General features: G+C 71.8%; 17 protein-coding genes. 7 read left to right on the top strand and 10 right to left on the bottom strand.

All coding sequences use genetic code 11. From position 1 onward, the window contains the following. Positions 1-30 precede the first annotated feature (30 nt). From TA3x_RS17220 to TA3x_RS17200, 5 genes are all read right to left on the bottom strand, one after another. On the bottom strand, positions 31-6969 hold the full coding sequence (locus tag TA3x_RS17220) for a hypothetical protein (RefSeq protein WP_435015890.1): 6939 nt from the start codon (positions 6967-6969) through the stop codon (positions 31-33). Further along, on the bottom strand, positions 6966-10379 hold the full coding sequence (locus TA3x_RS17215) for a hypothetical protein (protein WP_435015889.1): 3414 nt from the start codon (positions 10377-10379) through the stop codon (positions 6966-6968). Before TA3x_RS17215 ends, TA3x_RS17220 begins: the two co-directional genes overlap by 4 nt. Before the next feature lie 216 nt (positions 10380-10595). Continuing rightward, positions 10596-11402 carry an inositol monophosphatase family protein gene (locus TA3x_RS17210; RefSeq protein WP_435015888.1) on the bottom strand — a complete coding sequence of 269 codons (807 nt, stop codon included), beginning with the start codon at positions 11400-11402 and terminating at the stop codon, positions 10596-10598. Next, the gene (locus TA3x_RS17205) at positions 11399-13306 is read right to left on the bottom strand and encodes a hypothetical protein (RefSeq protein WP_435015887.1); all 1908 of its coding nucleotides are present in this window, start codon (positions 13304-13306) and stop codon (positions 11399-11401) included. The genes TA3x_RS17210 and TA3x_RS17205 overlap by 4 nt, the downstream gene beginning before the upstream one ends. Positions 13307-13421: 115 nt before the next feature. Next, positions 13422-15626 (bottom strand): glycosyltransferase family 39 protein, encoded by a 2205-nt coding sequence (locus TA3x_RS17200; RefSeq protein WP_435015886.1) that lies wholly within the window; start codon positions 15624-15626, stop codon positions 13422-13424. Between the two features lie 133 nt (positions 15627-15759). Here TA3x_RS17200 and TA3x_RS17195 point away from each other — a divergent pair, with 133 nt between their 5' ends. The 3 genes from TA3x_RS17195 to TA3x_RS17185 all read left to right on the top strand — a co-directional run bounded on the left by TA3x_RS17195 (position 15760) and on the right by TA3x_RS17185 (position 17988). Further along, a complete protein-coding gene (locus TA3x_RS17195) occupies positions 15760-16371 on the top strand; it encodes an SIS domain-containing protein (RefSeq protein ID WP_435015885.1) in 612 nt (203 codons plus the stop codon). Next, a complete protein-coding gene (locus TA3x_RS17190) occupies positions 16368-17321 on the top strand; it encodes an ROK family protein (RefSeq protein ID WP_435015884.1) in 954 nt (317 codons plus the stop codon). Before TA3x_RS17195 ends, TA3x_RS17190 begins: the two co-directional genes overlap by 4 nt. Positions 17322-17745: 424 nt before the next feature. After that, the gene (locus tag TA3x_RS17185; RefSeq protein ID WP_435015883.1) at positions 17746-17988 is read left to right on the top strand and encodes a hypothetical protein; all 243 of its coding nucleotides are present in this window, start codon (positions 17746-17748) and stop codon (positions 17986-17988) included. 44 nt (positions 17989-18032) lie between these two features. On the opposite strand, the gene TA3x_RS17180 is transcribed toward TA3x_RS17185, so the two are convergent. The 3 genes from TA3x_RS17180 to TA3x_RS17170 all read right to left on the bottom strand — a co-directional run bounded on the left by TA3x_RS17180 (position 18033) and on the right by TA3x_RS17170 (position 20864). Then, positions 18033-19151, bottom strand: coding sequence for a hypothetical protein (locus TA3x_RS17180; RefSeq protein ID WP_435015882.1), 1119 nt, complete (start codon positions 19149-19151; stop codon positions 18033-18035). A gap of 19 nt (positions 19152-19170) precedes the next feature. After that, positions 19171-20262 carry a PIN/TRAM domain-containing protein gene (locus TA3x_RS17175; protein WP_435015881.1) on the bottom strand — a complete coding sequence of 364 codons (1092 nt, stop codon included), beginning with the start codon at positions 20260-20262 and terminating at the stop codon, positions 19171-19173. Positions 20263-20354: 92 nt separating this feature from the next. After that, the gene (locus TA3x_RS17170) at positions 20355-20864 is read right to left on the bottom strand and encodes an HIT family protein (protein ID WP_435015880.1); all 510 of its coding nucleotides are present in this window, start codon (positions 20862-20864) and stop codon (positions 20355-20357) included. A gap of 537 nt (positions 20865-21401) precedes the next feature. On the opposite strand from TA3x_RS17170, the gene fusA reads away from it, so the two are divergent. From fusA to TA3x_RS17150, 4 genes are all read left to right on the top strand, one after another. Continuing rightward, positions 21402-23483 (top strand): elongation factor G, encoded by a 2082-nt coding sequence (fusA, locus tag TA3x_RS17165; protein WP_435015879.1) that lies wholly within the window; start codon positions 21402-21404, stop codon positions 23481-23483. Between the two features lie 166 nt (positions 23484-23649). After that, a complete protein-coding gene (locus tag TA3x_RS17160; protein ID WP_435015878.1) occupies positions 23650-24291 on the top strand; it encodes a hypothetical protein in 642 nt (213 codons plus the stop codon). 101 nt (positions 24292-24392) lie between these two features. After that, a complete protein-coding gene (locus TA3x_RS17155; RefSeq protein WP_435015877.1) occupies positions 24393-24623 on the top strand; it encodes an addiction module protein in 231 nt (76 codons plus the stop codon). After that, positions 24620-24916: a type II toxin-antitoxin system RelE/ParE family toxin gene (locus tag TA3x_RS17150; protein ID WP_435015876.1), complete on the top strand. Its 297-nt coding sequence runs from the start codon at positions 24620-24622 to the stop codon at positions 24914-24916. Before TA3x_RS17155 ends, TA3x_RS17150 begins: the two co-directional genes overlap by 4 nt. A gap of 14 nt (positions 24917-24930) precedes the next feature. Here TA3x_RS17150 and TA3x_RS17145 read toward each other — a convergent pair whose 3' ends face one another. Both TA3x_RS17145 and TA3x_RS17140 read right to left on the bottom strand, forming a co-directional pair. Continuing rightward, positions 24931-25386: a type II toxin-antitoxin system VapC family toxin gene (locus tag TA3x_RS17145; RefSeq protein WP_435015875.1), complete on the bottom strand. Its 456-nt coding sequence runs from the start codon at positions 25384-25386 to the stop codon at positions 24931-24933. 2 nt (positions 25387-25388) lie between these two features. Continuing rightward, positions 25389-25640 (bottom strand): hypothetical protein, encoded by a 252-nt coding sequence (locus tag TA3x_RS17140; RefSeq protein ID WP_435015874.1) that lies wholly within the window; start codon positions 25638-25640, stop codon positions 25389-25391. Between the last annotated feature and the right edge of the window lie 99 nt (positions 25641-25739).

Genomic DNA, 25739 nt, shown 5'->3' with positions numbered 1-25739 from the left:
CGGGGCCGGCCCCCGCCCTTGCGCGCCGGCTCAATCGCCGGCCCGGCCAATCAGCCCGATCGCCAGGGCGGCCACCCCCAGGCCCGGGCTCGCGGCCAGCAGGCCGAGGGCCATCAGCCCGATCGCTGCCCATGCCGCCCGCCGCCCCGGTCGGGCCAGCCCGAGGAGGGCACACGGCAGGGCGATCGTCAGGCCCAGGCCGATGGCCAGGTCGGCGAACAGCCCGCCGCCCGGCCGGAGCCGGGCCGGGGAGGGTCCGGCCACCGTGATCAGCCCGGTCGGGCGGTCGGCCGACGGGGTCGTCCCCCGGAAGTAGGAGGTGGTGCCGATCCGGCGGATCCGGATCGTATCGGGCGGCCAGGGGGCCGCCTCGGCATAGGCTTCGTCGTCCATCGCGGCCAGCCCGACCATCATCCGGGCCTCCTGGATCAGGTCGTCGAGGCCGGTGGCCTGGGTCGCCTCGGCGATCGAGGTCCGGGCGGCCAGCATCCGCGACGCCCTCGCCTCGACCATCGACCGATCGGCCGTGGTCCTCGGGGGCTCGGCCCGGTCCAGCGCCCGCGCCTTCAACTCGAAGGCGACGAGGTCGGCGACCATCGCCTCCCGGTCGGCGGCCGATTCGCGGTCGAACTCGGCCAGGCCATCCACGATGATCCGGGCCAGCCGCTCGGCCCCCTCGACATCCCACGTCGACCCGGTGATCTGCTCGAACCGGCCGGGCCCGGTCGTCACGACGATCGACCCGGGTGCCGAGGTCGTGACCAGGGTCGGGACGTCCTCCTGCTCCGGCGCGGGCAGGATCAGCGGGGCCGGGCCGCGTCCCGCACGATCCTTCGGGACGGGCGGCCCTTGCCAGGCCACGCAGGCGCGACGGGCCGGCCGGGCGCCGATCGGGATCAGCCAGCGGGCCTCGCCGTCGCGGATCGCCGCGACGATCCTCCCGTCCACCGAGGCCCAGGGGATGTGGCTGCCCGCGGGGAGGCGGACGGCAAGGAACGGGGCCGGCCGCCTCGCCAGTTCGTAGGTGGCACGCCCCGACGCCTGCCCGTCGGACCCGAGCGAGCAATCCACAAGGGCCTGGAGCACCTCGGCGCCGGGCGGGTCGCCGGGGTCGCGGCCCGTGTCGTCCTCGCTCCCCGCCGAGAAGCGGAGCGACCAGCGTTCGCCCGAGACCTGGAAAGCCCGATCGGCGGGCCCGGCCGGCAGCGGCGACTCCTCGATGCGGTGCCGGGCCGCGTCCTCCTCCCGGAGCCCCGGCGACCCGGCCACCTCGAGCGGCAGGCCGGACACGTTGGCGATCCCCAGGTCGTAGCGGCCGATCGACCCCCGGCCGGGCGTCGCCAGGGGGGCGAGGTTGGGGAAGAGGAATTCCGTGCCGGGCTCGAACGGCCTCGACGATCTCAGGATCATCCGGGCCCGGCCCCAGATCGGCCGGTCGGGCACGACCGTCCAGCGGGTGGAGTCGCCGTCGGTCTCCAGGTCCAGGCGATGGCCTTGCCCCAGGATTTCCAGGCGGGCCTCCCGGGCCCAGGCGGTCGGCAGGGTCCAGGTCAGGGATTCGGCCGGCCCTCCCGACACGTTGCAGCGGATCGCGGCCGTCCAGGCCACCGAGGCGGGGAACAGGGTCAGGTCGCTGTCGATCGCGATATCCACCCGCGCCGGGGGGGAAGTCCAGCGGATCGGCGCCAGGCTCGCGGGGCGTTCGACCCGGAAAGTCGTCCGGCCCGCGGCCACATCCGAGGGCGTCGGGGCGGTCGCGACGACGACGCCGCCGTCGGGGGCGACCGGGTAGCGGGTCGGTCCGGCCACCACCAGGGTCCCGGGCTCCTCCGCCGCATCCTCCCAGGTCGGCCAGGGGATCGGGCACTGGAAGGACCGCGACGGGTCGAGCTTGAGGGGGTGGAAGCCGGTGATCCGGGCCGAGCGGTCGGGCTTCGGCGGCCCGTCGAACCGGAGCCGGATGCGGTCGGCGGCCGGTTGTCGCCAGGAGGTCAGGCCATCCGCCTCGACGCGGAGGATCCGGAATCCGGCCGGGAACGCCGCCTCGGCATCATAGGCATGCCCCTCGACGTCGACGATCGCCGCCTCGATGGTGGCGTCCAGCCGGCCCGGGCGGGGCGTGACCACGACCCGGTTCTTCGCGGTCCGCCTCGCCGGGATGGGCGCCGACGCGACCGCCACGGCGGGCAGGCGGCCTTCGAATCGGGCCGTACCGGACGGGATCAGGCGATCGCCGTTCGGGGCGATGCCCCACGCCTTCAGTGCGGACGCCTCGGCCGACGGGACGAGCCCGCCCTCGATCGCCAACCGGCCCGACCAGTCGGCCGGCCGTCGCAGGGAGAGGGTGCCGAGCACCTGGGTCGCGCCGACCGGGCCGACGCGGGGCGGGCGGCGTTCGGCCGCATCGCGGGCGACGGACTTCCAGGCGGCCACCTCGATCGCGACCCCCCGGGGCCAGGGCGGGTCGACGTGGGCGACCCAGACCGGGCGGGACGGCGTCCCCTCGCGGCGGGTCGCCACCAGGTTCGGGATCGAAACCTCTCGGACGACGAGGTTTGGGTCCAGGGCCAGTCGGATCGTCGAGACCCCGTCTTCCTCGTCGTGCGTCAGGCGGTAGCGCACCAGGTTCCCGGCCGGCCGGATGTCCCACAGGGCGGCCATCTCGACGGCCCGCCCGTACGAGGAGGCGTCGGGCCTCGGCTCCGGATACCAGCGGACTTCCAGCTGCCCGACCGGGCCGAGCGTCCCCTCGATCCCCGCATCGAGGATCCTCGGGGAGCCCGGCGACTCGGGGATCTCGACCCAATGGGCCCGGGCGTCGCGGGCCACCATGATCCGGGCGAACGCCGCCCGGTTGATCGGCACCCGGGCGTATTCCCCCTGGTTGCCGATCGCCGCGAGGGGCACCCAGCGGCGAAACCGGATCGCGTGCGCCCCGGGGCCCCCGAGCGGGGCCAGGGCCTCGGAGCCGTCGGCGGCGATGGTCAGCGGGGTGGGCTTGCCGTCGACCGTGGCCTCCAGGTCGCGGGCCGGCCCGATGGGCAGGGGCCAGGCGACCTCCCCTTCCCCTTCCGCCCAGAGGTCATACTGGCTCTCGACCATCACCCGCCCCTCCGCCTCCCGGGTCACGGCGTGGCGGGCGGCGGTGAGCGTGGCGGAAGGCGACGGGGCCGGGGCCTCGGGGCGGGCCAGGCGGGTCAGCCGGTCGAAGTCGGCCAGGAGCATCGCCGCCCGGTCGGGCTTCGCGTCGGGGTCGGGCGGGCCGTCGTAGGGGAGGACGACCCGGATCGGGGCGGGGCCCGCCGGATCGGCGGCCGGCGAGGCGGTCGACAGCATCAGGACGGCCAGAATCCCGGCCAGGCGGGTCGAGCCCTGGGCACGCGTCCCGGTCGGCCGGGTCGTGCCGCCGCCCCCGAGGGATGATGGCGGGGCGATGGCGAGGCGGCCGGCCCACCAGGCCATCATGGCCAGCGCGCCCCGGGCCAGGCCGGACGCGACCGGCGACGGCTCGGGCCAGGACCAGGCCATGACCAGCGTGCCCGCCAGCGCGACCGCCGCCAGCGCGACGCAGCGTCGCCGGATCGACCCGCCCCGCATCGCGATGGCCGTCGCCAGCGCGGCCGCGGCGATCGTCCAGCCGATCCAGGCGTCGCGACGGGCATCGATCATCTCGACGCCGCACCGGCCCGGCGTCGGCCAGCGGGGGGAGACGAACCGCCAGGTCCGCCAGCCGGCGGAGTCCGCGCGCGACTGGGCCGTCTCGCCGACCGACAGGGCGCGGGGCGTCGATTCGCCCCACCACCGCGAGGCCGATTGGTAGCGGTCCGCCTCGTCGGATCGGGTCGTCGCGGCCCGATGGATCCGGTCTGCCTCCTCGCCGGAGAGCGGTCGGGCGGCGTCGGCACGGCCCCGGATCAGGAGATCGCCCCCGACCGGCTCGACCTCCAGGCCCAGGGCCTTGAGGGTCGCGAGCGCGGGGCCGGGGTCTTCGCCGAGGTCGAGCCGGGAGCGCGGGCCCAGCCCGGCATCGGCCAGGGACAGGCGGTCGACCACCACCGGCCGGCGCCCGGCGTCGAGCCGGATCAGGTAGTCGCCCAAAACCGTCTCGCCGGGGGTCATCCCCTCGGCGATGGCGTCCAGATCGCGCAGCATGGCCGCCCGTCCCTCCGCCGATGCCGCCCGGGCCGGTGTCTCGGCGTCCGAGGCCGCGACGCCGAGCCATCGCGACCAGCGCGACGGATCGGGGCGGGGGGCGACGGCCGTCAGGCCCGGCCCGGCGGATCCGACCTCCCAGGGGGCGGGCAGGGTCAACTCCCAGACCAGCGACAGGCACCCGAAGGAGCACGTCGGCAGGAGCCCGACGGGATCGATCCGGGCCGTCTTCCCGCCCTCGTCGGTCCGGTAGTCGAGGGTCAGGATGCAGGTGGGCCGGGTCGCGGTCGGGGCGGGGAGAGCGACCGAGATCGAGCGGCCGGCGGGGGTCGCGGCGATCGCCAATCCGTCCCGGCGGACCCGATCCAGCTCCGAGCCGGGGGGCATGGTCAGCGCGATCGACCGTGCGGAGTCGTTGGCGATCCGCAGGTCGAGGCGATGGCGCGACCGGCTGCCGGGGTAGACCTGGGTGGTCAGGGTCGCCTCGCGGATCAGGCCCCCCGCCGGGTCGGGCACCCCGGGCTCGGCGGAGAGCCGGACGGACGCCTCGGGGGAGCGGCGGACCAGCAACGCCGCCCGGCGATGGAGCGGGCCGGGCCCCGCGTCGCCGGCCCGGCTCGACAGCGGGTCGATCGCCACGAAGCCGGTCGAGTCGACCCGGACCCTGGCCGAGGCCTCGACGTCGACCGCGACCAGGCCCCGGGGCCGGAACCGTCGATCCAGGCCCAGGATCGGCACCGGGCCGCCCCCGTCCCAGGGGCGTTCGATGCGCGCCTTCAACTCGCCCCGGCCCTTCAGGGGCGGGGTGAACTCGACGACCCAGGTGCGGCCCCCGGCCGGGAATCCCGCCTCGCGGCGATCGACCGAATCGACCGGCCGCGTCTCGATGGCCGGCCCGGCGGCTTCGGCCCATCGCCAAGCCTGCGACAGGTCGTTCGTCCCGTCGTCGTGCAGCGCGATCGAGCGGACCGGCTCGTCGGTCGCGTCGATGGCGATCGTCCAGTCGACCCGGAGCCGGCCCGCCGCGACCGTCGCGACGGTCCGGAGGTCGGCGCGGGGGGCGGGCCGGTCCGGCTCGCGTTCGACGCGGGCGCGGGCCTCGTCGTCGCCGGTCCAGCGCCACGCCAGGGGCTCGCGGGCGACCTCCGGCCGGGGCGGCGATGGCACCGTGGGCCGGGCGGGGGCCGGGGCGTCGATCCAGGCCAGGCCCTCGGCCTCCAGGGGGCGGATGGCGAGGCCGGGGCCCAGGTCGGCCGTCCAGACCTCGTCGGACACCCGGACGCCGGGCGCCGCCGGCCGGATGCGGGGCAGGTCGATCGGCCCGGTCGAGCCCGCGCCCTGCGCGGTGGCGAACACGGTCAGGAGGGCGGGCTTCGAGGCATCGCCGATCGCCGTGGGGGGGAACTGGATCCGGGAGGCCCCGCCGGCGTCGAGGCTGGCGTGCCAGGGGACCGCCGCGCCGTCGGCCCCCGTGGCGCGATCGATGGCCCAGCCCGCCGGCAGCGGGATGACCAGATCCGGGATCTTCCCCCCGGCGATCGTCCAGGTGGTCGCGGCTTCGAGCCGGGGCGGACCGTCGCCGAGGCTCAGGATCCCCCGCACCTCGACCACCGCGTCGGGGACGGGGCGGCGGAAGGTGATCTCGGCGACATGCCCCTGGAGGTCCGACTCGAACACGACCGCATCGCGTTCGAACGGGTCCTCGGGCCGGGCCGCGACCCGACGGCCCTGGCGTTCGGCGCAGGCGTCGATCACCCGGCCGGCATCCGGGCGGATCGCCACGCGGTCGCCGATCCAGACCGAGCCGGGGAACCGGGCCGAAGGGACCAACCACCTTCCCTCGGCCGGGGCCCGGGCGATCGCGACCACGGAGAGCGGGAAGGTCATCTCCCCTTCCTCGGCCAGGGTGACCACGACGCGGGTCGATGCCCCGGCGTCCTCCGCCCGGAACGCGGCGACCCGTGGCCCGGCCACCTCGACCAGTTCCAGGCCCGCGTCGAGTTCCAGGATCAGGGGGCCGGATGCCTCCATCGGCCGGACGACCGTCCAGTCCCCGCGCCAGTTGGTGGGGGTGGCGGCCAGGTCGATCCGGACGATCCCCTCGACCCAGCATCCGCCGGGCTCCCGGCCGGACCCCTCGCGGAGCCGCAGGTTGATCCGGCCCCGGGCCGCCTCGAAGGCCCAGAGCAGGCGGCCGGGGGCGGGCCCGGGGGTCGGCCCGAGCCGGTTGCCGACGTCCAGCTCCGGCACGAGGTCGGGGGGCAGGTCGAGGACCAGGCGGGAGGCCTCGACGTCCGGCAGGTCGAACGAGAAGACCCGCCCTTCCGACCCGGTCCGGGCGCGGAGCCTCCAGTCCAGGGCCGCCGATCCCGGCGAGCCCGGGCCGACCTGGAGTGCGAGCCGGCCATCGGGGGTGGCCCGGGGATTCGCCCCGTCCCCGGCCCCGGTCACGGCGGGGGACCACGGGTCGAGGACCACGAGGCCGGGCCCCGGCGGCGGGGTGGGGCCGAGCACCAGCTCCGACCGCCCGGACAGGATCCCGTCCTCCCAGCGGGCCGCGTGGAGGGCCCGCGCCAGCCGAGGCGTGGGGGCGGGACCGGGCCGAGCGGCCGCGCGGCCGATCAGGTCCTCGAACTGGTCGAACGGGAGGACCCGGAGGTCGGATCCCGGGGGGAACAGCGACGACACCTTCGCCGACGGCACCCGCACCCGGACGATCTCCGGCAGGTCCGCGCCCCCGCCGATCGCGACGGCGAGCAGGGCGAAGGCCAGGGCGACGGGCCGGGCCGGAATTTTGCGGGGCCGGGGTCGGCTCATTGCGGGCCCAGTGATGCGGTGGACGGGGCGATCGGGGTTTTCCTCGTGATCGAGGCCGGATCCGAGGCGGGATGGTCGGCGGTCGACATCGCATCGGCGGGCCTCGATGCGCGGATCACGGTCGACTCGTCGGGTTCCCCCTGCGGGGAAGACGCCGCCGATGGGCTCACCACCATCCGGGCCGCGGCCGCCGGGCGAGGCGGGACGTCGCCCCGGGCGATCAAGCGTTGCATGACGACCGCGGCGACCAGCAGGATCAGCCCCAGGCTCGCCGATTGCAGGACCAGGAGGATCACGCTCACCTCGCCGAACGTCCCGGCCAGGAAGGCCAGGATCAGCCCGAGGATCGCGAGCGATCGGGGGGGCGGCCTCCGGGCGAGGACCAGCAGCCCGATCGCCAGCACCGGGCCGGAGCAGATGGCGACCAGGGCGAACCTCGACTCGATGCGGAATGGCAGGGGCGCCGACGATCCGGCCCGGCTGAACAGGTAGCCGTGCCGCCCGTAGGATTCCCCCGAGCCCAGGTCGTGCGGGGTCGCCGGCGAGGTGTCCGCGCCGGCCACCCAGGCGGCCATCTCGGCCGAGGATTTCCAGGGCCTCCGCTTCCAGATCACGCCGTCGCGATACCATTGGTTCTCGTCGGTCCAGCCGGCCGGGACCCCGACCCCGACCCGGGTGCCGATGACCTGCACTTCCCAGCAGGTCTGCTGGACCACGGCATCGCCCAGGATGACCGGCGGCAGGAGGGGGCCGACGTTGGCGGCGGCCGGGACCACGTATTCGAATCCCACCAGGGTCGGGCCCGGGTTGACGCCGGGGGCGATCCGGATGCGATAGCGGTCGGCGTCCAGCACCTCGATGTCGTTGGCGACCGCCTCGGCCCCCGCGACCCGGGCCCGGATCCAGCGGGAGCCGGGGGGCAGCGCCACGGAGACGGCGTTGTCCCGGGACTCGACGCGGAACCAGGCCGCCGTCTCCAGGTCGCCGTCGGAGCGCTGGAGGGTCCGGATCCAGGCCCGCGAAACGATCGTCGCGGGCAGCGGGACGGCGACCTCGGCCCGGGCGATGACGGTGATCGGCGCGTGGGCATCGTCGGCCCGCTCCAGGACCCGGCGGGTCGAGGGGCCGGCCTCCGCCGGGGCGGCGGGCTCGGGCGGCTCGGCGGTCCACCCCGGGGCCTGGGCCTCGATCGCCAGGCCGGGCTGGGAGGCCAGCCGGGCCTGCCGCCCGGTGCACGTCCCCTCGGCGGGCCGGATCGTCGCCAGGCGGAACGAGCCGTCGCGCCCCTGGGCGACCGGCTCGGCGAATGGGAGGCGATAGCGGAACCGGAGGTGGAACCCGCCGGAGACCTCCCGGGCGAAGCGGAGCCGATGGCGGCGCGAGCCGTCCGGCTCCTGACCGATCGGGTCCCGGCCGGCCAGGTCGACCCCGTCCACCTCCCACCGGTCCGGGACCTCGGGGGGCAGGATCACGTCCAGGCCGGAGATCGCCCCGTGGGCGACCGCGACCTCGATGTCATCGACCACGTCGGCCCCCCGGCGATCGATGGTCGCCGTCGTGGCGGAGCCGTGCCGCAGCGACAGCGGGCGGGCCGTGATCCGGAGCGGAAGATCCCGGGCCCCGGCGTCGTGGCGGAACCAGAGCAGGGACGCCTCCGGTGGGGGGGCCGCGCCGCCCGGCCAGGCCCAGCCGGGCGGCACCGCGCCCCAGTTGACCTGGAAGGGGGACGGCCGCCCGTCGCCGGGCTCGATGGCCAGGTCGCGCGATCCCACGACCACCACGCTGCCCGAAGATGGCTCGCGCGGGCAGAACAGGGGGATCGAGACCGGCGGGCCGGCGTCGATCTCCGCCCTGCCCTTCAGGGAGACCTGGAAGGTTTCGGCCTCCCGCGCCGCCCGGGCCAGCGCGATCGTCAGCACCCGGGCGCCGGCGATCGGCGGCGAGCCCGGGGGCGGGGCGGGGCCTTCGGCCACCACCCGGGACGATTCGACCACCTCGGGCGGCCCGGCCGATTCGAGGTCCAGGCCCTCCGGGATCAGGAACGACAGCTCGAAGGGGCGCCCCTGCGTGACCCGGCAGTCGAACCGGGAATCGACCCGGGCCGATTGGGGTTCCAGGGTGACGGTGGCCCGGGAGTCGATCCGCACCAGGGGGGGCTCGGGCTCGATCTGGAGGCCGAGTTCGAACGGCTGGGCGGTGAACTCGAAGGCCATCAGGATGTCCGGGCGGGCCCGCAGCCGCTCGGGCAGCTCGGTGCGGGCGTCGATCCGCCGCAGGCCCCGGCCCGCCGTGGGGACCGGGAACAGGGGCCCCGCCCGGCTGATGGCCAGGACGCCGGTCTGGACCTTCGCCTCGTCGAACGGGTAGCCCTGGAAGGTGACCCGGGTCGCGTCGATCGAGGCCATCGCCCGCCGGGCGGTCACCCGCAAACGCCTCGGGCGATCGGGCCGGAGGGGCTCGTCCAGCGGGATCAGGACCACCAGCCGGCCCGCCTCGGCCCGCCCCTCGAAGACCGCCGGCTCGTCGTCGACCTCGACGTCCAGGACCTCCTCGCCCGGCCCGGCGCGGAACGAGATCCGGTCGACCGAGCCCCGGACCGCCGAGACGATCCACTGGCTCCGGGTCCGGAGGAACCCGCGCTCCACCTCCAGGGCGATCTCCCCCTGGACGGCCAGCAGCGTCGGCAGGAGGACGGCGGGGTTGGCCCGCTCGCGCCAGACGAGTTCCAGCTTCGCCCGGGGGTTGAGCCGCGCCGAGATCCGCGAGGCCGGGCCGTCGGACCCGCCCGGGTGGGCGACGGCCATCGGCTCGTTGGCCGCGGTCGAGGCGGTCAGGACGTCGCGGGGGACGTCCAGGTCGATCCGGGTCGAGGCGGCGGGCGGGATCGCCAGGTCGAGCCGGCGCGAGTCGGCGGCGCCCCGGACCGGGGCGAGGACCTCGATCGTCGCGAGGTGCTCGCCCCGCCCGGGGAGCTCTACCTGCCAGGCCCGATCCTCGCCGACCCGGGCGGGGATATCCTTGCCGCCCACCGAGGCCCTCGCCAGCGTCAGGCCGTCGAGCCGGACCGTGGCCCAGGCCGGGCCGTCACGCTCGACCACGATCCCGAAGGCGATCGAAAGCCGGGCCCAGTCGCCATCCACCCGCCCCGCGGCGGCCACCGACAGGATGATCGGCGGCCTCGTGCCGCCCGGGGGCTTCGCGGCCTCGCGATCGCGGAGGCCCTGGAACTCGGCGCCATCCACGACCACGAAGTCGGGCCGCAGCAAGCGGTTCCAGAACGTCTCGCGGTCGGCCGGGACGTCCAGGAAGAACGGGACCGCCGACGTCTTCGGGGCCTCGGCCCGGGGCGGCCCGTCGGGCGCCGGAGACACCCCGAAGGCCAGCAGCGCGGCGGCCATTCCCCAGGTCAACAGTCGGTTCGGATGACGCAACGGTCATGACCTTCCGGGAGATCGGGCCGGCGCGGGGCGATGGCGGAGTTCGCATCGACCTCGCCGGTCCGGTCAACTTTACCACGGCTCGCGGGCCCCGGCCAACGATCCGGGACTCGCCCCACGCTGCCACCACTACGCGGGGCGAGGCCCATTTGTTGGGGCTTTGGGTGAAATGACCGAGATCGGGGAGGATCAGATCGCGGCCAGGTCCGGCCAGGCCGAGACCAGGGCCGCCGCCGCCTCGGCGTGGATCAGGCCGTTGGTGGCCAGAATCTGCCGGCGGTACATGTCATAAGGCCCGCCGGAGAGCGCCGAGACGATGCCCCCCGCCTCGCGGACCAGGACGACCCCGGCGGCCACGTCCCACGGGTGGATCGACGTGGCATAGAAGGCATCCAGCCCGCCGGCGGCCACCAACGCCAGGTTCAAGGCGGTGGACCCGGTCCGCCGGACCGAGTGGGTCCCGGTCGACATCCGACTCAGGAGGGCGAGCTGGCGGTCGGCGTCGTCGGCGAAGTCGGTGGGCAGCCCGGTGGAGATCAAGGATTCGCGCAGGCTGGGGGCTGGGCCGACCCGGAGGCGTTCGCCGTTGAGCGTGGCCCCGCCGCCCAGCCGGGCCGAATAGGTCCGGCCGGCCAGGGGGTCGTGGATCACCCCGACCACCAGCCGCCCGGCATATTCCAGGGCGATCGACACGCACCAGAAGGGGAAGCCGTGGGCGAAGTTGATCGTGCCGTCGAGCGGGTCCACGACCCAGCGCCAGGGGTTGGCCGGGTCGGGCTGGACGTTGTCCTCCTCGGCCAGCAGGGTGTGGTCGGGGAAGGCGTCGGCCAGGATCGCGGCGATCCGCGCCTGGCTGGCGGTGTCGGCCTCGGTGACGAGGTCGCCGGGCCGCTTCTCGCGGGCGGCGACCTTCCCGTACAGGCCGAGCAGCACGGAGCCGGCCTCGCGGGCCGCCGTTTCGGCGACCCGGAGGTGGGGACCAAGGTCGACGATCATGCCCCGGCCCCCGTTCGGGCCCGGATCGAGGCATCGGGGCGGCGTTCGGAGCGGGGGCCGGAGGGGTTCCGGGAGGACGAGCTGAATTCCTTCTTGAGGAAGTCCTGCCAGGCCTTGAGCCCCTTCCCCTCGGGCTGGGACGGGTCGTACTCCATGCTGTCGCGGTGGGTCAGCTCGCAGAGGTTGTCCAGGGCCAGCGAGCGGGTGCCCCGGCCCGGGGCCGCGCCGAGATAGCCGACCAGCTGGGACATGATCGCCTCGTCCCTGGCGGACTCGGCCGGGTAGCCGACCAGCAGCCTCTCGGTGACCACGCCCCATTCCTCGCCGTACTGGCGGTTCAGGCTCTCGCGGACGGCCTTGGCCGGCTCGCCCCCCTGGGCCAGCCCGGTGCGGAGGGCATCCACGGCCGCGCGATGGGACGAGGCGTCCGCCTCGCCTTCGAGCACGGCCACCACCGATTCCAGGTCGCCGATCCCGGCCAGGGCCTGGACGGCCATCCGCTTCACGTCCTTCTGGCTGTCGTCCATCGCCTCGACCAGGTTGGCCAGGATCGGCCGGTCGGCGCGGAAGTAGGCGACGAACTGGTCTCCGATCTCCTTGGCGAACGACGTCGGCGACGGGTCGGCGACCCAGGTCGGGGCTGGCTGGTGCGACCGTTCGTCGAACTTACCCGAGGCGAGGAATGCCATCCCGCCCGGCCCGCTGATGCGCTCCTCGGCCTCGCCGGAACGGAGCACCACCTCCCCGGAGGGGATGTAGATCCGCAGCTTGCCGGCCGAGGGCTCGGCCTGCCCCGGCCGGAGGGTCGGGAGCCGGTCCACGCCGATGTCGGCCCCGCCCGACGGCCGGATCGAGACGACCTGCCCGTCCAGGCCGATCGCGAAGGGAGCGGGCGTCGCGGAACTGCGCAGGGCGAGCATCCCCCGGTGCAGGTCCAGCCGCCCGGCCTGCTCCGCCTCAGGCTGGTCGACGACGACCTCGGTCGATTCGACCAGGTCCACGTCCCCCTTGGGGAACTTCAAGGTGTTGCGGAACGGGGCGAGGTTGAGTAGCCGCGTCTTCGCCTTGATCGGTTCCTTGGCCGCCAGGCGCTCCCACGAGGCCGATTCCGGGACGAACCGGAGGACGACGCCCTGGATCTCGTCGAATGTGGCGACCGTCCCATCCTCGGCCGGCTCGGCCGGCATCGCCGGCGGGGCCTCCGCGACCTCGATCGCCTTGGGGATCTCGGGGGCCGGCCTGGGGGCGACGGGGGCCGGGGCCACCGGCTCGACCACGGGCTTGGGTTCGTTTTTCACGACCACGGGCGCCGGCTCGTTCCGGAGGCTCTGCGCCGCCGTCCAGCCCAGGACGGCGATCAGGCCGAACACCACGGCGAACGGGCCGAACCGTTCGAGCATCGACCGGCCCGGCGAGGCGGCCGACGGGTGCCATACGCCGATCGATGGCGCGGCGGGCTCCGGCTCGGGCGCCGGCGAGGGCTTCCGCTCGCGGGCGGGGGGCTGCGCCTGGGGGCTGGCCTCCCGGCCCTTGACCAGGCGATACATCCGGGCCTTGGCGTCGGCGGGCACCTTGGCCTTGTGGCCGATCAGGCTCAGGATCTGGTGGACGCTGGCGACCTCGGCGAGATGGACGTCGGAGGTCAGGCACTTCTTCTCGAACTCGGCCACCTGGTCGGGCGACAGCTCGTTGTCCAGGTAAGCTGACACGACGTTGGGGTCGGTCGAGTCGGGGCCGGTGGTCAGGGGGGCCGCCAGCCGCCTCTGCCGCGTCACACGGTTGACCCGCTCGACCAGCTCCTGGGCGAACGGGCTCTCCGAGACCTGCTGCCCGATCGTCCGGACCTCGTTGGGAGATAATGTGTCGTCGAGCCAGGCGACCAGGGTCCGCAAAGTCAACCGCATCGTCCTCTCCTCCGGGAACCGTCCTCGCCCGCCTCCCGCCAAGACGCGGGACGGACTTCTCTCCTTGGTTAGTGCGATCTCGCGGGGCAATCCGTCGCGGATTCGGAAAAAGGGTTCAGGGGGCGACCCGATAGAAGCGGAACAGGGGATCGGGCGGGTTGACCCCGTACAGGGGTTGGAACGACTCGGGGTGCGACTCGGCCCAGCCCCGCTCGACGGGGAACCCCTCGGCGTCGGCCACGTTGTGCGACCCCTCGGAGACGTTGGCCCGGGCCACGACCAGGATCTCGATCCCCGCGGCACGGAGGTTGGCCAGCCAGGCCGCGTAGTCGGGCCGCATCCGATCCCAGCCGGGATAGGGGTTCGGCCAGGTCTCCGGCAGCCCCAGCGACGACGCGGCCCGGTGGTAGTCGTGCATCAGCCAGTCGCGATGGGCGTCGATGTTGATGTAGCGGACCTCGTTGCGTAGGTCCCCGCCCATCAGGTAGTAGGGGATATTGGTCCCGGCATAGGCGATCCGGGCCCCCGTCGCCCCGGCGCGGGCCTCCAGCTCGGTCCAGCCGACGAAGTAATCCCGGAAGAACGGGAACGGCGAGGGGGGCGCCCCGACGCGGATCGCCCAGCCCGACCCGAGCGTGACCGCCGCCGTCAGCCCCCCCGCCACGACCCAGGCCCGGCGCGAGCCGTCGCGTGCCAGCCGGGACCAGCTCCAGGCGACGGCCATCGCGCCCAGCCCCCACAGGCCGAGGCTCACGGCCTGGGCCATCCCGCCCGGTTCCGCGATGAGCTGCCGCCACATGGGCGGGCCGGTCGGCACGGTGATCGGCGCCGGGATGGCATTGGCGATGACCGGCGTCATGTCCCAGGGGATCCGGTCGTCGGGCCCCGAGAGCGGCCACGGCTGGGGGGTCAGGACGTGGACGGCCAGCAGGCCCGCCCCGGCCCACCTCAGCCACCGGGCCCGGTCCAGCGTCAGCGCCAGGGGCGTGACGGCCAGGCCGAAGGCGGGCAGCATGAACCGTTGCTGGGTCCGGTACGGGATCACCAGCCAGTACAGGGCGACGATCAGGACGGCCAGCCCGGACAGGGCCCACACCCACCGCGCCCTATCCACGCGATCGCGGCGGCCGATCCACCAGGCCCCGCCGATCGCCGCCAGCCACGCGGGCGCCAGTCGGGCATCCAGGACCGAGACCAGGATATCGACGAACGCCCGCCAGTCCTCGCGGGGGATGTAGTAGACGCTGAACCGCATCACCTCCGGCTCGAACCAGCCCCGGAGGATCACCCGGCCGAACACCGAAAGGTGGAGCGGATAAAACGGGTTGCCGGTCAGGGCCGCGTTGCGGGCCGCCCAGTAGCCCATACCCAGCAGCGGCATGAAGATCAGGAGGGCCAGGTGCCCGATCCGGGTCCACAGCGGGGCCGGACGCGCGACGATCAGCACGGCCACCCCGGCCAGCAGGACCGGGACGAAGACGATTCCCGTCGGCTTGGTCCCCCAGGTCAGCCCGGCCGCGACCGCCCCCAGGGCCAGCGAGGTCGCCCCGTCGTCCTCCAGGGCGTAGCGGAGGAAGAAATAGGCCGCGAGCAGGTAACCCGCCACGAACTGGGCGTCGACGTTGGGCTCGCACCCGAAGATCATCAGGGGTCCGAGCGTCACGAACCAGCCGGCGGCGATCAGGGCGGCGCTCGTCCCGGACCCCAACCGCCGGGCCATCGCGTGGGCCGCCATCGCCCCGACGACGAGGAATGGAATCTGTCCGACCCGGGCCAGGCGGTCGCCCCCTTGCAGGGTCATGAGCCAGGCGAACCAGGCCTCGCCGTTGGCCCAGAAGTAGGTGGCCCCCACCTCGCCGAACGGGGTCGCGACCGGGAAGACCCGCCCCGCCTTCCACCATCGCGCGGCCATGTACAGGTGATAGATCGGCCCGTCGCTCACCACCTTGACCGGCATCAGCAGGGACGGGAGCCCGAACCGGAGGAACACCCAGATCACCAGCCCCAGGCTCAGCACGGCGGACGCTTCCCACGGCCCGCCGGTTGGCTTCGTTTCGCCGATAGGTATCCGGCCCCGCCGGTGGGCGATGGGGGCGGCGATCGCCAGCCCGAGCGCCGACCAGAGCGTGAGCGGCCCCGGCCGGAGCATCCCGAACGAACCCAACGCCTCCACGCCGAGCGTGGCCCAGCACCAGCCGATCAACACGGCACCGAGCCGGGCCGGCGCCCCCGCCGGCAGGCGCAACCCCCGCCCCGCCATCAGATAGGCCGCGACGACCAGCAACCCGACGCCCGGCACCAACCACGCCCATCCCATCATCCGTCCGCCCTCGCCCTTCCCGCATCGATCGGCCCGCTTGACCGTCGATTGTCCGTCGGCGGGGCAGCGGTTACAATCGGCCCACGGATCGTCATCAGAGCCCAGGACGGATGCTAGCGGAGGAGCCATCGGCATGTTGGGATCGACATTGGGCGCCAAGGATTACCTGGAGCAGGTCTGTCGCGACATCCAGGCCCTCGATCTCACCCAGCTCGAGACGGTCAGCCAGCTCATCGACGACGTCTACCAGACCGGCCGGTTCGTCTTCATCATCGGCAACGGCGGCTCCGGGGCCAACGCGTCCCACCTCTGCGAGGACCTGGCCAAGTGCACGCTCCGCGACTTCGAGGCCCAGAAGCGCCTCAAGGTCCTGAGCCTCACCGATAACACGGCCGGCATCATGGCCTGGGCCAACGACGAAGGCTACGAGCGGATCTTCGTCGAGCAGCTCAAGAACCTGGCCTCGCCCGGCGACCTGCTGATCGCGATCTCGGGGTCGGGCAACAGCCCGAACATCCTCCGCGCCGTGGAGTGGGCCAACACCAACGGGCTGACCACGGTCGGCTTTACCGGATTTAACGGCGGCGTCCTCAAGACGATGGGCCACCACAACCTCCACGTCGCCAGCGACGACATGGGGATCGTCGAGTCGATCCACCAGGTCGCCTACCACTGGATCATCGACGACCTCAACCGCCGGTTCGCCCTGGCGATGCCCTCCCCCAGCCTGTCGGCCTCGCATTGAGCCCGACGCCCGGCCCCCTGGTCGTCGGCATCGAGATCGGCGGCACCAAGCTCCAGCTCGGGTTGGGACGCGGCGACGGCCGGATCCCGGCCCTGGAGCGGAGGACGATCCGCCCCGAGGCCGGAGCCCCCGGCATCCTCGCCCAGATCGAGGAGGCGTACCGGGCCCTGCTCGATCGCCCCGAGGCCGGCGGCGCACGCCCCGAGGCCGTCGGCATCGGCTTCGGCGGGCCGGTCGATGCGGCCCGGGGGATCGTCACACATTCGCACCAGGTCGACGGCTGGGATGGCTTCCCGCTGGCCGAATGGGCGGGCCGCACCCTCGGCGTCGGCCGCGTCGCGATCCAGAACGACGCCGACACCGCCGGGCTGGGAGAGGCCCTTTTCGGCGCAGGGGTGGGGCTGGACCCGATCCTTTACGTGACGATCGGCAGCGGGATCGGCGGCGGCCTGATCGTGGGTGGGCGGATCTATCGCGGGGCCGGCTCCGGCGCGGCCGAGATCGGCCACGTCTGGGTCGACGGCCCGGACGGCCCCCGGATCCTGGAGTCGATCGCCTCCGGCTGGTCGATCGGCAAGACGGCGCGAGACCGCCGGGGCGATCCCTGCGCGACCGCCGAGACGGTCGCCCGATCCGCCGTCGCGGGGGATGCCGGGGCGGCGGCGATCCTGGCCGAGGCGGCCGAAGCGGTCGGCACCGTGCTGGCCCATGCCGTGACGATGATCGCCCCCCGGCGGATCATCCTGGGGGGCGGCGTCTCCCTGATCCCGGACCCCTGGTGGATCGAGCCGATCCGCCGCCGGATCGACGAGCGGGCCTTCCCCCCGGTCCGGGGCACCTTCGACGTCGTCACGGCCGCCCTGGGCGAGTCGGTCGTGATCCACGGCGCCCTGGCCCTGGCCCGCCATGCCTTGCCCTCGGATGAGCACGAGTCGGGCACCACGCCATGAATCGCGGCAGCCCCCTTCACGTCGGCGGAATGTGACCGCCGCAATTTGGGGGCTCCCCTGCGTATTTTTCCAGATCAGAGGGGGGATGGGCCGGATCGTGCTGGACGATGGCCCAGGATTCGCTAGATCACCTGGCGATTGCCACGAAATGCGGCCGATAGGACAAATCGGGGCGATTGCGGGAACGGTTTGCCAACTTGGCTTTGCAACTTTTTCGGATCTGTGCGAACTTCCCCGCGACAACTCCCCTCTGGACGTTCGAGCGACGATGGCAATCATGGAGATGACGAGTCCTTTTTCGATTTTCGACGGGACAGGACGGCGATGACGGAATGAGCGTTTAGAATAGGAAAGGGCGAACGGTGTTTGACCGTCGCCCTTCGGCCACGGAGCGGTCCATCCACTCTTGATTTAGGGGCTCGCCATGCAGACGAAATTGGCCGAAACCCAGCTCTGGCAGCGGAACCTCGCATCCCTGATCCGTTCGGGGCTGTTCCAGCGTGCGGAGACGGGTCAGTTGCATGGTCTATATGCGGTGTACGGCGTTTACGTCGACGGGACGCGTTCCGCCCCGCTCGCGAAATATGCCGATGTCCGTCGCGCCTCGGACGCGGCGAACCTGGCCAACACCATCGCGAGGTCGGAAGTACCGGCCGACGCGAACTGATCCGACCCCCGGTCGGATCCCGGATGGACCCCCTTAACCCGGCCTCATTCCCGCCCGCCCCGACCGGCCTCGGTCGCGGCGGGCGGTTTTCGTCGCCGGTCACCGACCCGGCCGAGCCAGCCGATCTCCGCCGCCGTGAGCGGCCCCACCACCAGGCGATCCAGGGTCGCATGGTCGAGCCTCATCACGTCGCGGGCCCCGACGGACCCGCGCGGGTAGGCTTCCAGCCGGGTCCCGTACTTGTCCGAGGCGCCGAACAGGTGGAGCACCTCGTGGACCACCGTCACCGGGTCGACGCGGCCGGGCCCGTCCAGGGGCCGGGGGAAGCTCGCCTCGCGGGCGTGGCAGATCGCCAGGCCGATGCCGGGGGCCTCCGGGTCCGTCGCGGGGATGGCCAACGATCGGCCCGACCGGAGGATGTGAAACAGCCAGACCCGGACGTCGGCATCCACCCTCGGCTCGACCCGGCCCGCCAGATCGACCACGTCGGCGAACCCGAGCCCGGCCGCGACCCGGCTGGCCGAGGCGATCCCCTTGAAGGCCGCCCCCGCCTCCATCGGGCCGAAGTCATCCCCTTCCGCCTGGTAGGACAACTCGACCGGGTCGTCCGCGTCGTCCCGGCCCTGGAAGTAGACGTCCGGCAGGAGGATGTTGACCGGGGCGTCCCAGCACGCGGCCTCGCGTTCCAGCCAGGCCCCGGCCCGCTCCAGGGCCCGATGGCCCCGGGCGATCTCCGGATCGGTCCAGTCCCGGCCGTCTCGGCCGACGAAGACCGAGATCAGGGCCACGCGGCCGAGTGGCGGCGGGACCGCGCGGACGAGCCGAGTGGGGGGCGGGCCGTCGGGCTCGATGGCCCGGAACCGCCGCCAGCCGGGATCCTCCTCGTTGGGCTCCGACCGGACGCCGGCCATCCCCGACCGATCCACGATGCCGTCGGCGGGGCGGGCCCCGTCGGGCGGACGGGGCCGATCGCCGCTCCGGCCCAGGAGCGATCGCAGGGCGAGGACCTCGGGGACCAGGGCAGCGACCCCGGCCGCGAGGGCGACGATCAGCCCGCTCGGGCCGGTCGAGCCGGCCGTCCAGGGCACCAGCGAGGCGGTGGCCGCCGCGGCCGCGACGACCCCCAGGACGCGGATCGTCCCGCGTCCGAGAGGCCGGATCATCCGTCGGCCACGATCCGGCTCAGGCGTTGGCACGGCCGTGGGGCTCGTGGGGCGGGGCGTTGTTGATGCCGCCGGGCCCGCCCCGGCCGACCGGCGCGACGGGCTGGTCCATCCGGCCGAAGATCATTCGCCCGGCGCTGGTCTGGAGCACGCTGGTCACCGTGAGGCGGACGGTCTCCCCCAGGTGGTGCTGGCCGAACTCGGTCACGACCATGGTCCCGTCGTCGAGGTAGCCGACCCCCTGCCCCGGCTCCTCGCCGCGCTTGAGGATCTTGACCGTGAGCATCTCGCCGGGCAGGACCACCGGCTTGAGGGCGTTGGCCAGGTCGTTGAGGTTGATGACCTCGACCCCCTGGAGCCGGGCGATCTTGTTGAGGTTGTAGTCGTTGGTGACCACCCGCCCGCCCAGGTGCTTGGCCAGGACCACCAGCTTCTGGTCGACCTCGCGGATGCCGGCCAGCTCGGGGATCTCGGCGTCGTGGATCTTGACCTCGATGCCGCTCGACTTCTGGAGCTTGTTGAGGATGTCCAGCCCGCGCCGGCCGCGATTGCGGCGGAGCTTGTCCGAGCTATCCGCGATCCCCTGGAGTTCCTGGAGCACGAACCGGGGGACGATCAGGGGCTGGTCGATGACGCGGGTCTCGGCGACGTCGGCGATCCGGCCGTCGATCACCACCGAGGTGTCCAGGACCAGGGGGCGCGACCCCTTCACGTCCTTGGAGAACTCCATGTAGGGGATGATGAACCGGAAGTCGTCCTTGGTCTGGAGCAAGAGGCTGACGCAGGCATAGCAGATCACGATGGTGACGATGCCGGTCAGGGCCCTTTGGATGTTGGCGTCGGGCTGGAACAGCGTCAGCGTCGGCTCCATGGCGCTCTGGACCAGGTTGCCCAGGATCAGGCCGACGATCAGGCCGAAATAGACCGCGGAGATCGTCTGGATCCGCTTGCGCGGGGTGGCGAGGTCGACCACCAGGACGATGACGGCCGAGACCACCACCCCCCCGAAGATGAACAGCCAGTGGGCGGTGTCGCCGGTCGCCCGGGCCAGGCGGACGCCGAGCCCGGCGATGACAACGACGAACACCGCCCGGATGATGAGCATGAGCATGGAATGAACCTCGCCGAAGGCCGGGATGAGCGGGGGGGAGAGGGAGGCCTCGGAATCGTCGTGGGGGATCGAGCCGATCGCGGCTTCCGGGGTCATTCCCCGGCGGAGAGTTCCGCGACCAGCCGATCGTGGAATTCGGCCAGGCTTTCGACGATCACCTTGGTCTCGCCCGTGACCGGCATGAAATTGGTGTCTCCATCCCATCGCGGGACGATGTGCCAGTGGAGGTGGCCGGGGAGGCCCGCGCCGGCGGCCTTGCCGAGATTGAGCCCGACATTGTAGCCCTGAGGGCGGAGGATCCGATCGAGGGCGGCGATCGCCCGGCGGACGGCCAGCAGGGGCTCGGTCAGGTCCGGACCCTCCAATTCGGCCAGGGTCCCCCGATGCACCAGGGGCGCGACCAGCAGGTGTCCGTTGTTGTAAGGGAATCGGTTCAGGAAGATCGCCGCGTGGGCCCCGCGCCAGGCCAGCAGGTTGTCGCGGTCGTGGCGCGGGTCGGAGGCGAGCCCCCGGCACAGGAAGCAGCCCGGATCCGCGTCCGCGGGCCGGGCCGCGCTGTCCTTGATATATTGGGCCCGCCAGGGGGCCCAGAGGCGGTCCATGCTCGCACCCTAAAATGGCCAGTCTCGCGGCCCATCACCGATCCGACGCCGTCGGGCCTGGGACCCCATCCTAGCATCCATCCGGCCCGATGTCTCGGACCTGATCCGCCATTCTCGGCCGGATCCGCGGCCGCGCCTCGCTTCTGGGCGCCGTCCGGGGCGGCCCGGCCGACCCCGTCCCCGCGCCGCGGGCCGGGGTGTCGGAGGGCCGGGCTTGCCCACCCGCCTAGAGTAGTTCATGAATGACATCCGATCCGATTGGGGAACACTTGACGGATGTGCCCTGATCGGTATCATGGGAGGCCCTGCGTTGTCGGACGCGCCCGGGGCCCTCACCCTGCCAACCACGCCCGGCACGCCCGTCCCGGATCATCATGGAAGGATCGGGGACGGTCGCTAGCCCGCGGCGTGCCACCGGCAAATCTTTCGGCCCGTCGAAGTCTGATGGGTCGAGCCATCCCCAGCCTGGCGATTCTCGGCTGCTCCCGGGACATTCAGGCCCACCGACCGCCCAATTGGAACAAGACGATACCGCTCATGGAAAATCTTAGCAACGTCCGGAACATCGGGATCTCGGCCCACATCGACTCCGGGAAGACGACGCTGACCGAGCGCGTCCTGTTCTATTCGGGCAAGAGCCACTCCATCAAGGAGGTCCGGGGCGAAGGCGCGAAGATGGACCACATGGAGCTGGAGAAAGAGCGCGGCATCACGATCACGTCGGCCGCGACGACCGTCCAGTGGAAAGATAAGAAGATCAACATCATCGACACGCCCGGCCACGTCGACTTCACCGTCGAGGTGGAGCGGTCGCTCCGCGTCCTCGACGGCGCCGTGCTGGTCCTCTGCGCCGTGGCCGGCGTCCAGTCGCAGTCGATCACCGTCGACCGCCAGATGAAGCGGTATCGCGTCCCCCGCCTGGCGTTCATCAACAAGATGGACCGCACCGGGGCCAACCCGGCCAACGTGATCTCCCAGCTGGAGAGCAAGCTCGGCCTGACCACCGTGCCGATCCAGATCCCGATCGGCGGCGAGGTCAACTTCGGCGGCGTGATCGACCTGATCAACCGCGAGGCGGTCTACTTCGACGGCGACAAGGGCGAGACGATCCGCCGCGAGGCCATCCCGGCCGAGCTGGCCGAGGAGTCCGAGCGCGCCCGCCAGGGGATGCTGGAAGCCCTCTCGCTGGTCTCCGACAAGATCATGGAGCTGCTGCTCGAAGAGCAGGAAGTGCCCCTGGACCTGATCCACACCACGATCCGCGAGGCGACCATCGCCCAGCAGATCTGCCCGGTGCTGGTCGGCTCCGCCTACAAGAACAAGGGCGTGCAGCTCCTGCTCGACGCCGTCAACGCCTACCTGCCCAGCCCGCTCGACCGCGAGGTCCACGCCAAGGACAACGCCAACGGGATGGTCGAGATGCCGCTGGAGGCCGACCCCGAGAAGCCCCTCGTGGCGATGGCGTTCAAGCTCGTCGAGGAGGCGTTCGGCCAGGTCACCTACATGCGGATCTACCAGGGTACCCTCAAGAAGGGGGAGTTCTACTTCAACTCCCGCATGAGGAAGAAGGCCCGCATCAGCCGCATCCTCCGCGTCCACGCCGATGAGAAGGAAGACATCGATTCGGCCGGCGCCGGCGACATCGTCGCGGTGATGGGCATCGAGTGCGCGACCGGGGATACCTACTGCGAGGAAGGCCAGTACCTCTCGCTGGAGAGCATCTACGCCGCCGAGCCGGTCATCGACCTGGCCATCACCCCGAGCAAGCGGGGCGACCAGGACAAGCTGTCCAAGGCCCTGAACCGCTTCATGCGGGAAGACCCGACCTTCCGGGTCCACGTCGACAAGGAAACCAGCGAGACGATCATCTCCGGGATGGGCGAACTCCACCTGGAAATCTACGTCGAGCGGATCCGCCGCGAGTACAAGGTCGACTGCACCGTCGGCATGCCCAAGGTGAGCTACCGCGAGGCGCCCACCAAGGCCACGTCGTTCGACTACAAGCACAAGAAGCAGACCGGCGGCTCGGGCCAGTACGCCCACATCAAGGGCATCCTGGAGCCGATGCCGGACGATTCCCCCGAGCAGTTCATCTTCGAGAACGAGGTGACCGGCGGGCGCATCCCCAACGAGTACATCCCGTCGGTCGAGAAGGGCTTCCGGGATTCGCTCCACAAGGGCCCCGTGGCCGGCTTCGAGGTGCTGGGCGTCAAGATGGTGCTCCAGGACGGCTCGTACCACGACGTCGACTCGTCCGACATGGCGTTCCAGATCTGCGCCCGCGACTGCTTCCGCGAGACCTTCCGCAAGGCGGAGCCCGTCCTCCTCGAACCGATCATGAAGGTCGACGTCGAGGTCCCGACCGAGTTCCAGGGCCCCGTCACCGGCGCCATCTCGTCCAAGCGTGGCGTCATCCTCGGCACCGAGGCCCGCGCCGGCTTCGCCGTGATCCTCGCCGAGGTGCCGCTCTCCGAGATGTTCGGCTACTCCAACGACCTCCGCTCCATGACCCAGGGCAAGGGCGGGTTCAGCATGGAGTTCCTCAAGTACCAGAAGCTGCCCGCCCGCTTCCAGGAAGAGATCGTCAAGAAGGTCGCCCTGGAGAAGGCCAAGGCCTGATCCGCGACTTTCGGTTCCTGTGAGTCATCAAGGCCCACCACCGGTAAGATCCGGTGGTGGGCCTTCTTTTTGATATGTTGACTCAGTTTGGCAAGTGATCAAATCCTGGTCGATGTGGGAGGCTGCATCGAGTATTTTCCTCGAAATTTATCCACACGAGGAAAGAATGCGTTCAGTCGTCGAGATTCGGGACCATCTGCTCGAAGACCTGAGTTTTACGGTCTTCCGGCCCTCGATGCGCAGCGGTACCGCAGATGCCACAGAAATGGTTCTGCTCCATCTGCTGTGCACGCTCGCTTTCATCGACGGGCGGGAGCAGGAGTGGGCCGACGCCAAGAACACTTACATCCGGGGATGCCGACGGGTCTGCGGACAATTCGAGTTCCAGCATCGGCCATTCCCCCACTTCGTCAACGAGGTCGCCTCGGTGTACGCGGAAGTGGCCTTCAAACTCGGCTATCTCAGACCCGTTCGGCTGTTGCGAGTGGCCGAGATGCGTGGGTTCGCTGCAACCATCAGAACTCGCGGATTCAGGCATAGGGTTATGACCGAGGAGAACTTGCTCGGCGAGTTCGGCCCGCCATCACATGAGGTCGTCGGCGGGTTCACCAAGGTGGCGTGTTATGGTTGCGAGGATCCGACGGTCAAGTGGGTGTTCTTTGACCTGGCTCGGCAGTTGCCGTGGGTGAATGGCTGGCTGTCAGTGCCGATGGTGAGAGATTTCCGTCACGACGTCCAGAATCGAATGCGTCTTCTACCAATCGGGCTGCGATGGGTCAAAAGTCTCTCCGCCGAAGTGCGGGAGTGACGCGGCTGGCCTGATCGTGCAGCTCGGATAGGGCGTCGCCAATGATCGAAGTGGCGTGGTAAGGTACGGTCGTATCCTGTCGCCCATCATGGAGGCCTTCGATGTTGCCATCCCTGTCCGAGTTGGGAATTGATCGCCTGAGCGTTGAGGATCGGATCGCCTTGGCCCAGGCGATCTGGGACAGCGCGGCTCGCGACGTCGAACAAGCTCCCCTCAGCGAGGCCCAACGCCAGGAGTTGGAGAGGCGGTGGGCGGATAGCCTCGAGCGCCCAGAAGCGGTGGTTTCCTGGGAGGAAGTCAAAGCCCAGGCATTGGCCAGGGCGGCGAGGTGAACCTGCCGGTCGTCCTGCGCGACGAGGCACGGGCCGAGTTCGACGAGGCGTTCGACTTCTACGAGAAGCAGCGGGCTGGCCGAGGCATTGACTTCGCGGCACGGGTGCAGGACGTCTTCGACCGCATCGCCGCCAACCCGGATTTGCACAAATCCGTCTTGGCAGACGTGCGAAAAACTGTGGTCGCGAAGTTTCCTTACTGCGTGTACTACCGGGCGGAATCGAACAGGGTCGAGGTCATCGCGATCTTCCACACCTCTCGCGACCCGACCATCTGGCAGGCTCGGACTTGACCGAACGACGTGATTCAGCGGACCGCTCGCCATTCGCGTGCGTCGATCCCGGGGAACCGCGTCAGGTGGCGGACGTTGGTCGTGGCGATGACCACGTCATCCCCAGGCATCCCTAATGTGGCCGCCACCCCGGCCAGGATCGCGTCGGCGTCGAGCGCTTCGGGATTCGCGGTGGGCTTGCCGGCCCGCCGCACCAGGGCCCAGAACTCGGCCGCCTTGATCCATGCGTCTTCGGTGACCTCGGCGCGGAGGAGCCGGGCGCGGAGGCTGGCAAGATTGGACAGCTTCCGGGACGCCCCAATGCGGAGTAATTCGCGGCGGACCTCGAAGGCCGCGACGTCGGGGATCGTGACGTCTGCTCGGCCGGCCAGGTCGCCAAGCCAGGCAATACCGTGGGCGACGGCGGGCAGGTGGGGGTCGGAGACCAGCAGGCCGATCACCCCGGCATCCAGCAGGACGATCCTCGCCACGGTCAGTAATACCCTTCGAACAGCGGCCGATCGGGACGGTGCGAATCGATCGCCCGCATGAACGCTTCAGTCTCCCCGGGCGGGTCGTCGGGGGGAGTCGCCTTGAGGATCTCCACCAACTCGCGGATCCGCTCGGCGTCGGCGGCCCGTTCCTCGTCGGTCCGGGGGAGCGCACGGCCCCGGGCGTCCAACTTCAGGCGATTCGGGGCCGATGGGCCCTGCTCGACGCCCGGAGGCGTCATGGATTCGGACATGGGATGATCCTCCACCCGCGTGGTTCGACGCCCGGGGGCGTCATCAAGTTTATTGTCGGGGAAGGTCCCGTGGGGGTCAACTCGTGCGTCGGCGATGGC

The sequence above is a fragment of the Tundrisphaera macrotermitis genome (assembly GCF_051175315.1).
Classification (GTDB): Bacteria; Planctomycetota; Planctomycetia; order Isosphaerales; family Isosphaeraceae; genus Tundrisphaera.
Note: the sequence above shows the minus strand (reverse complement) of the source record. Positions and strands in the feature narration are given on the sequence as shown.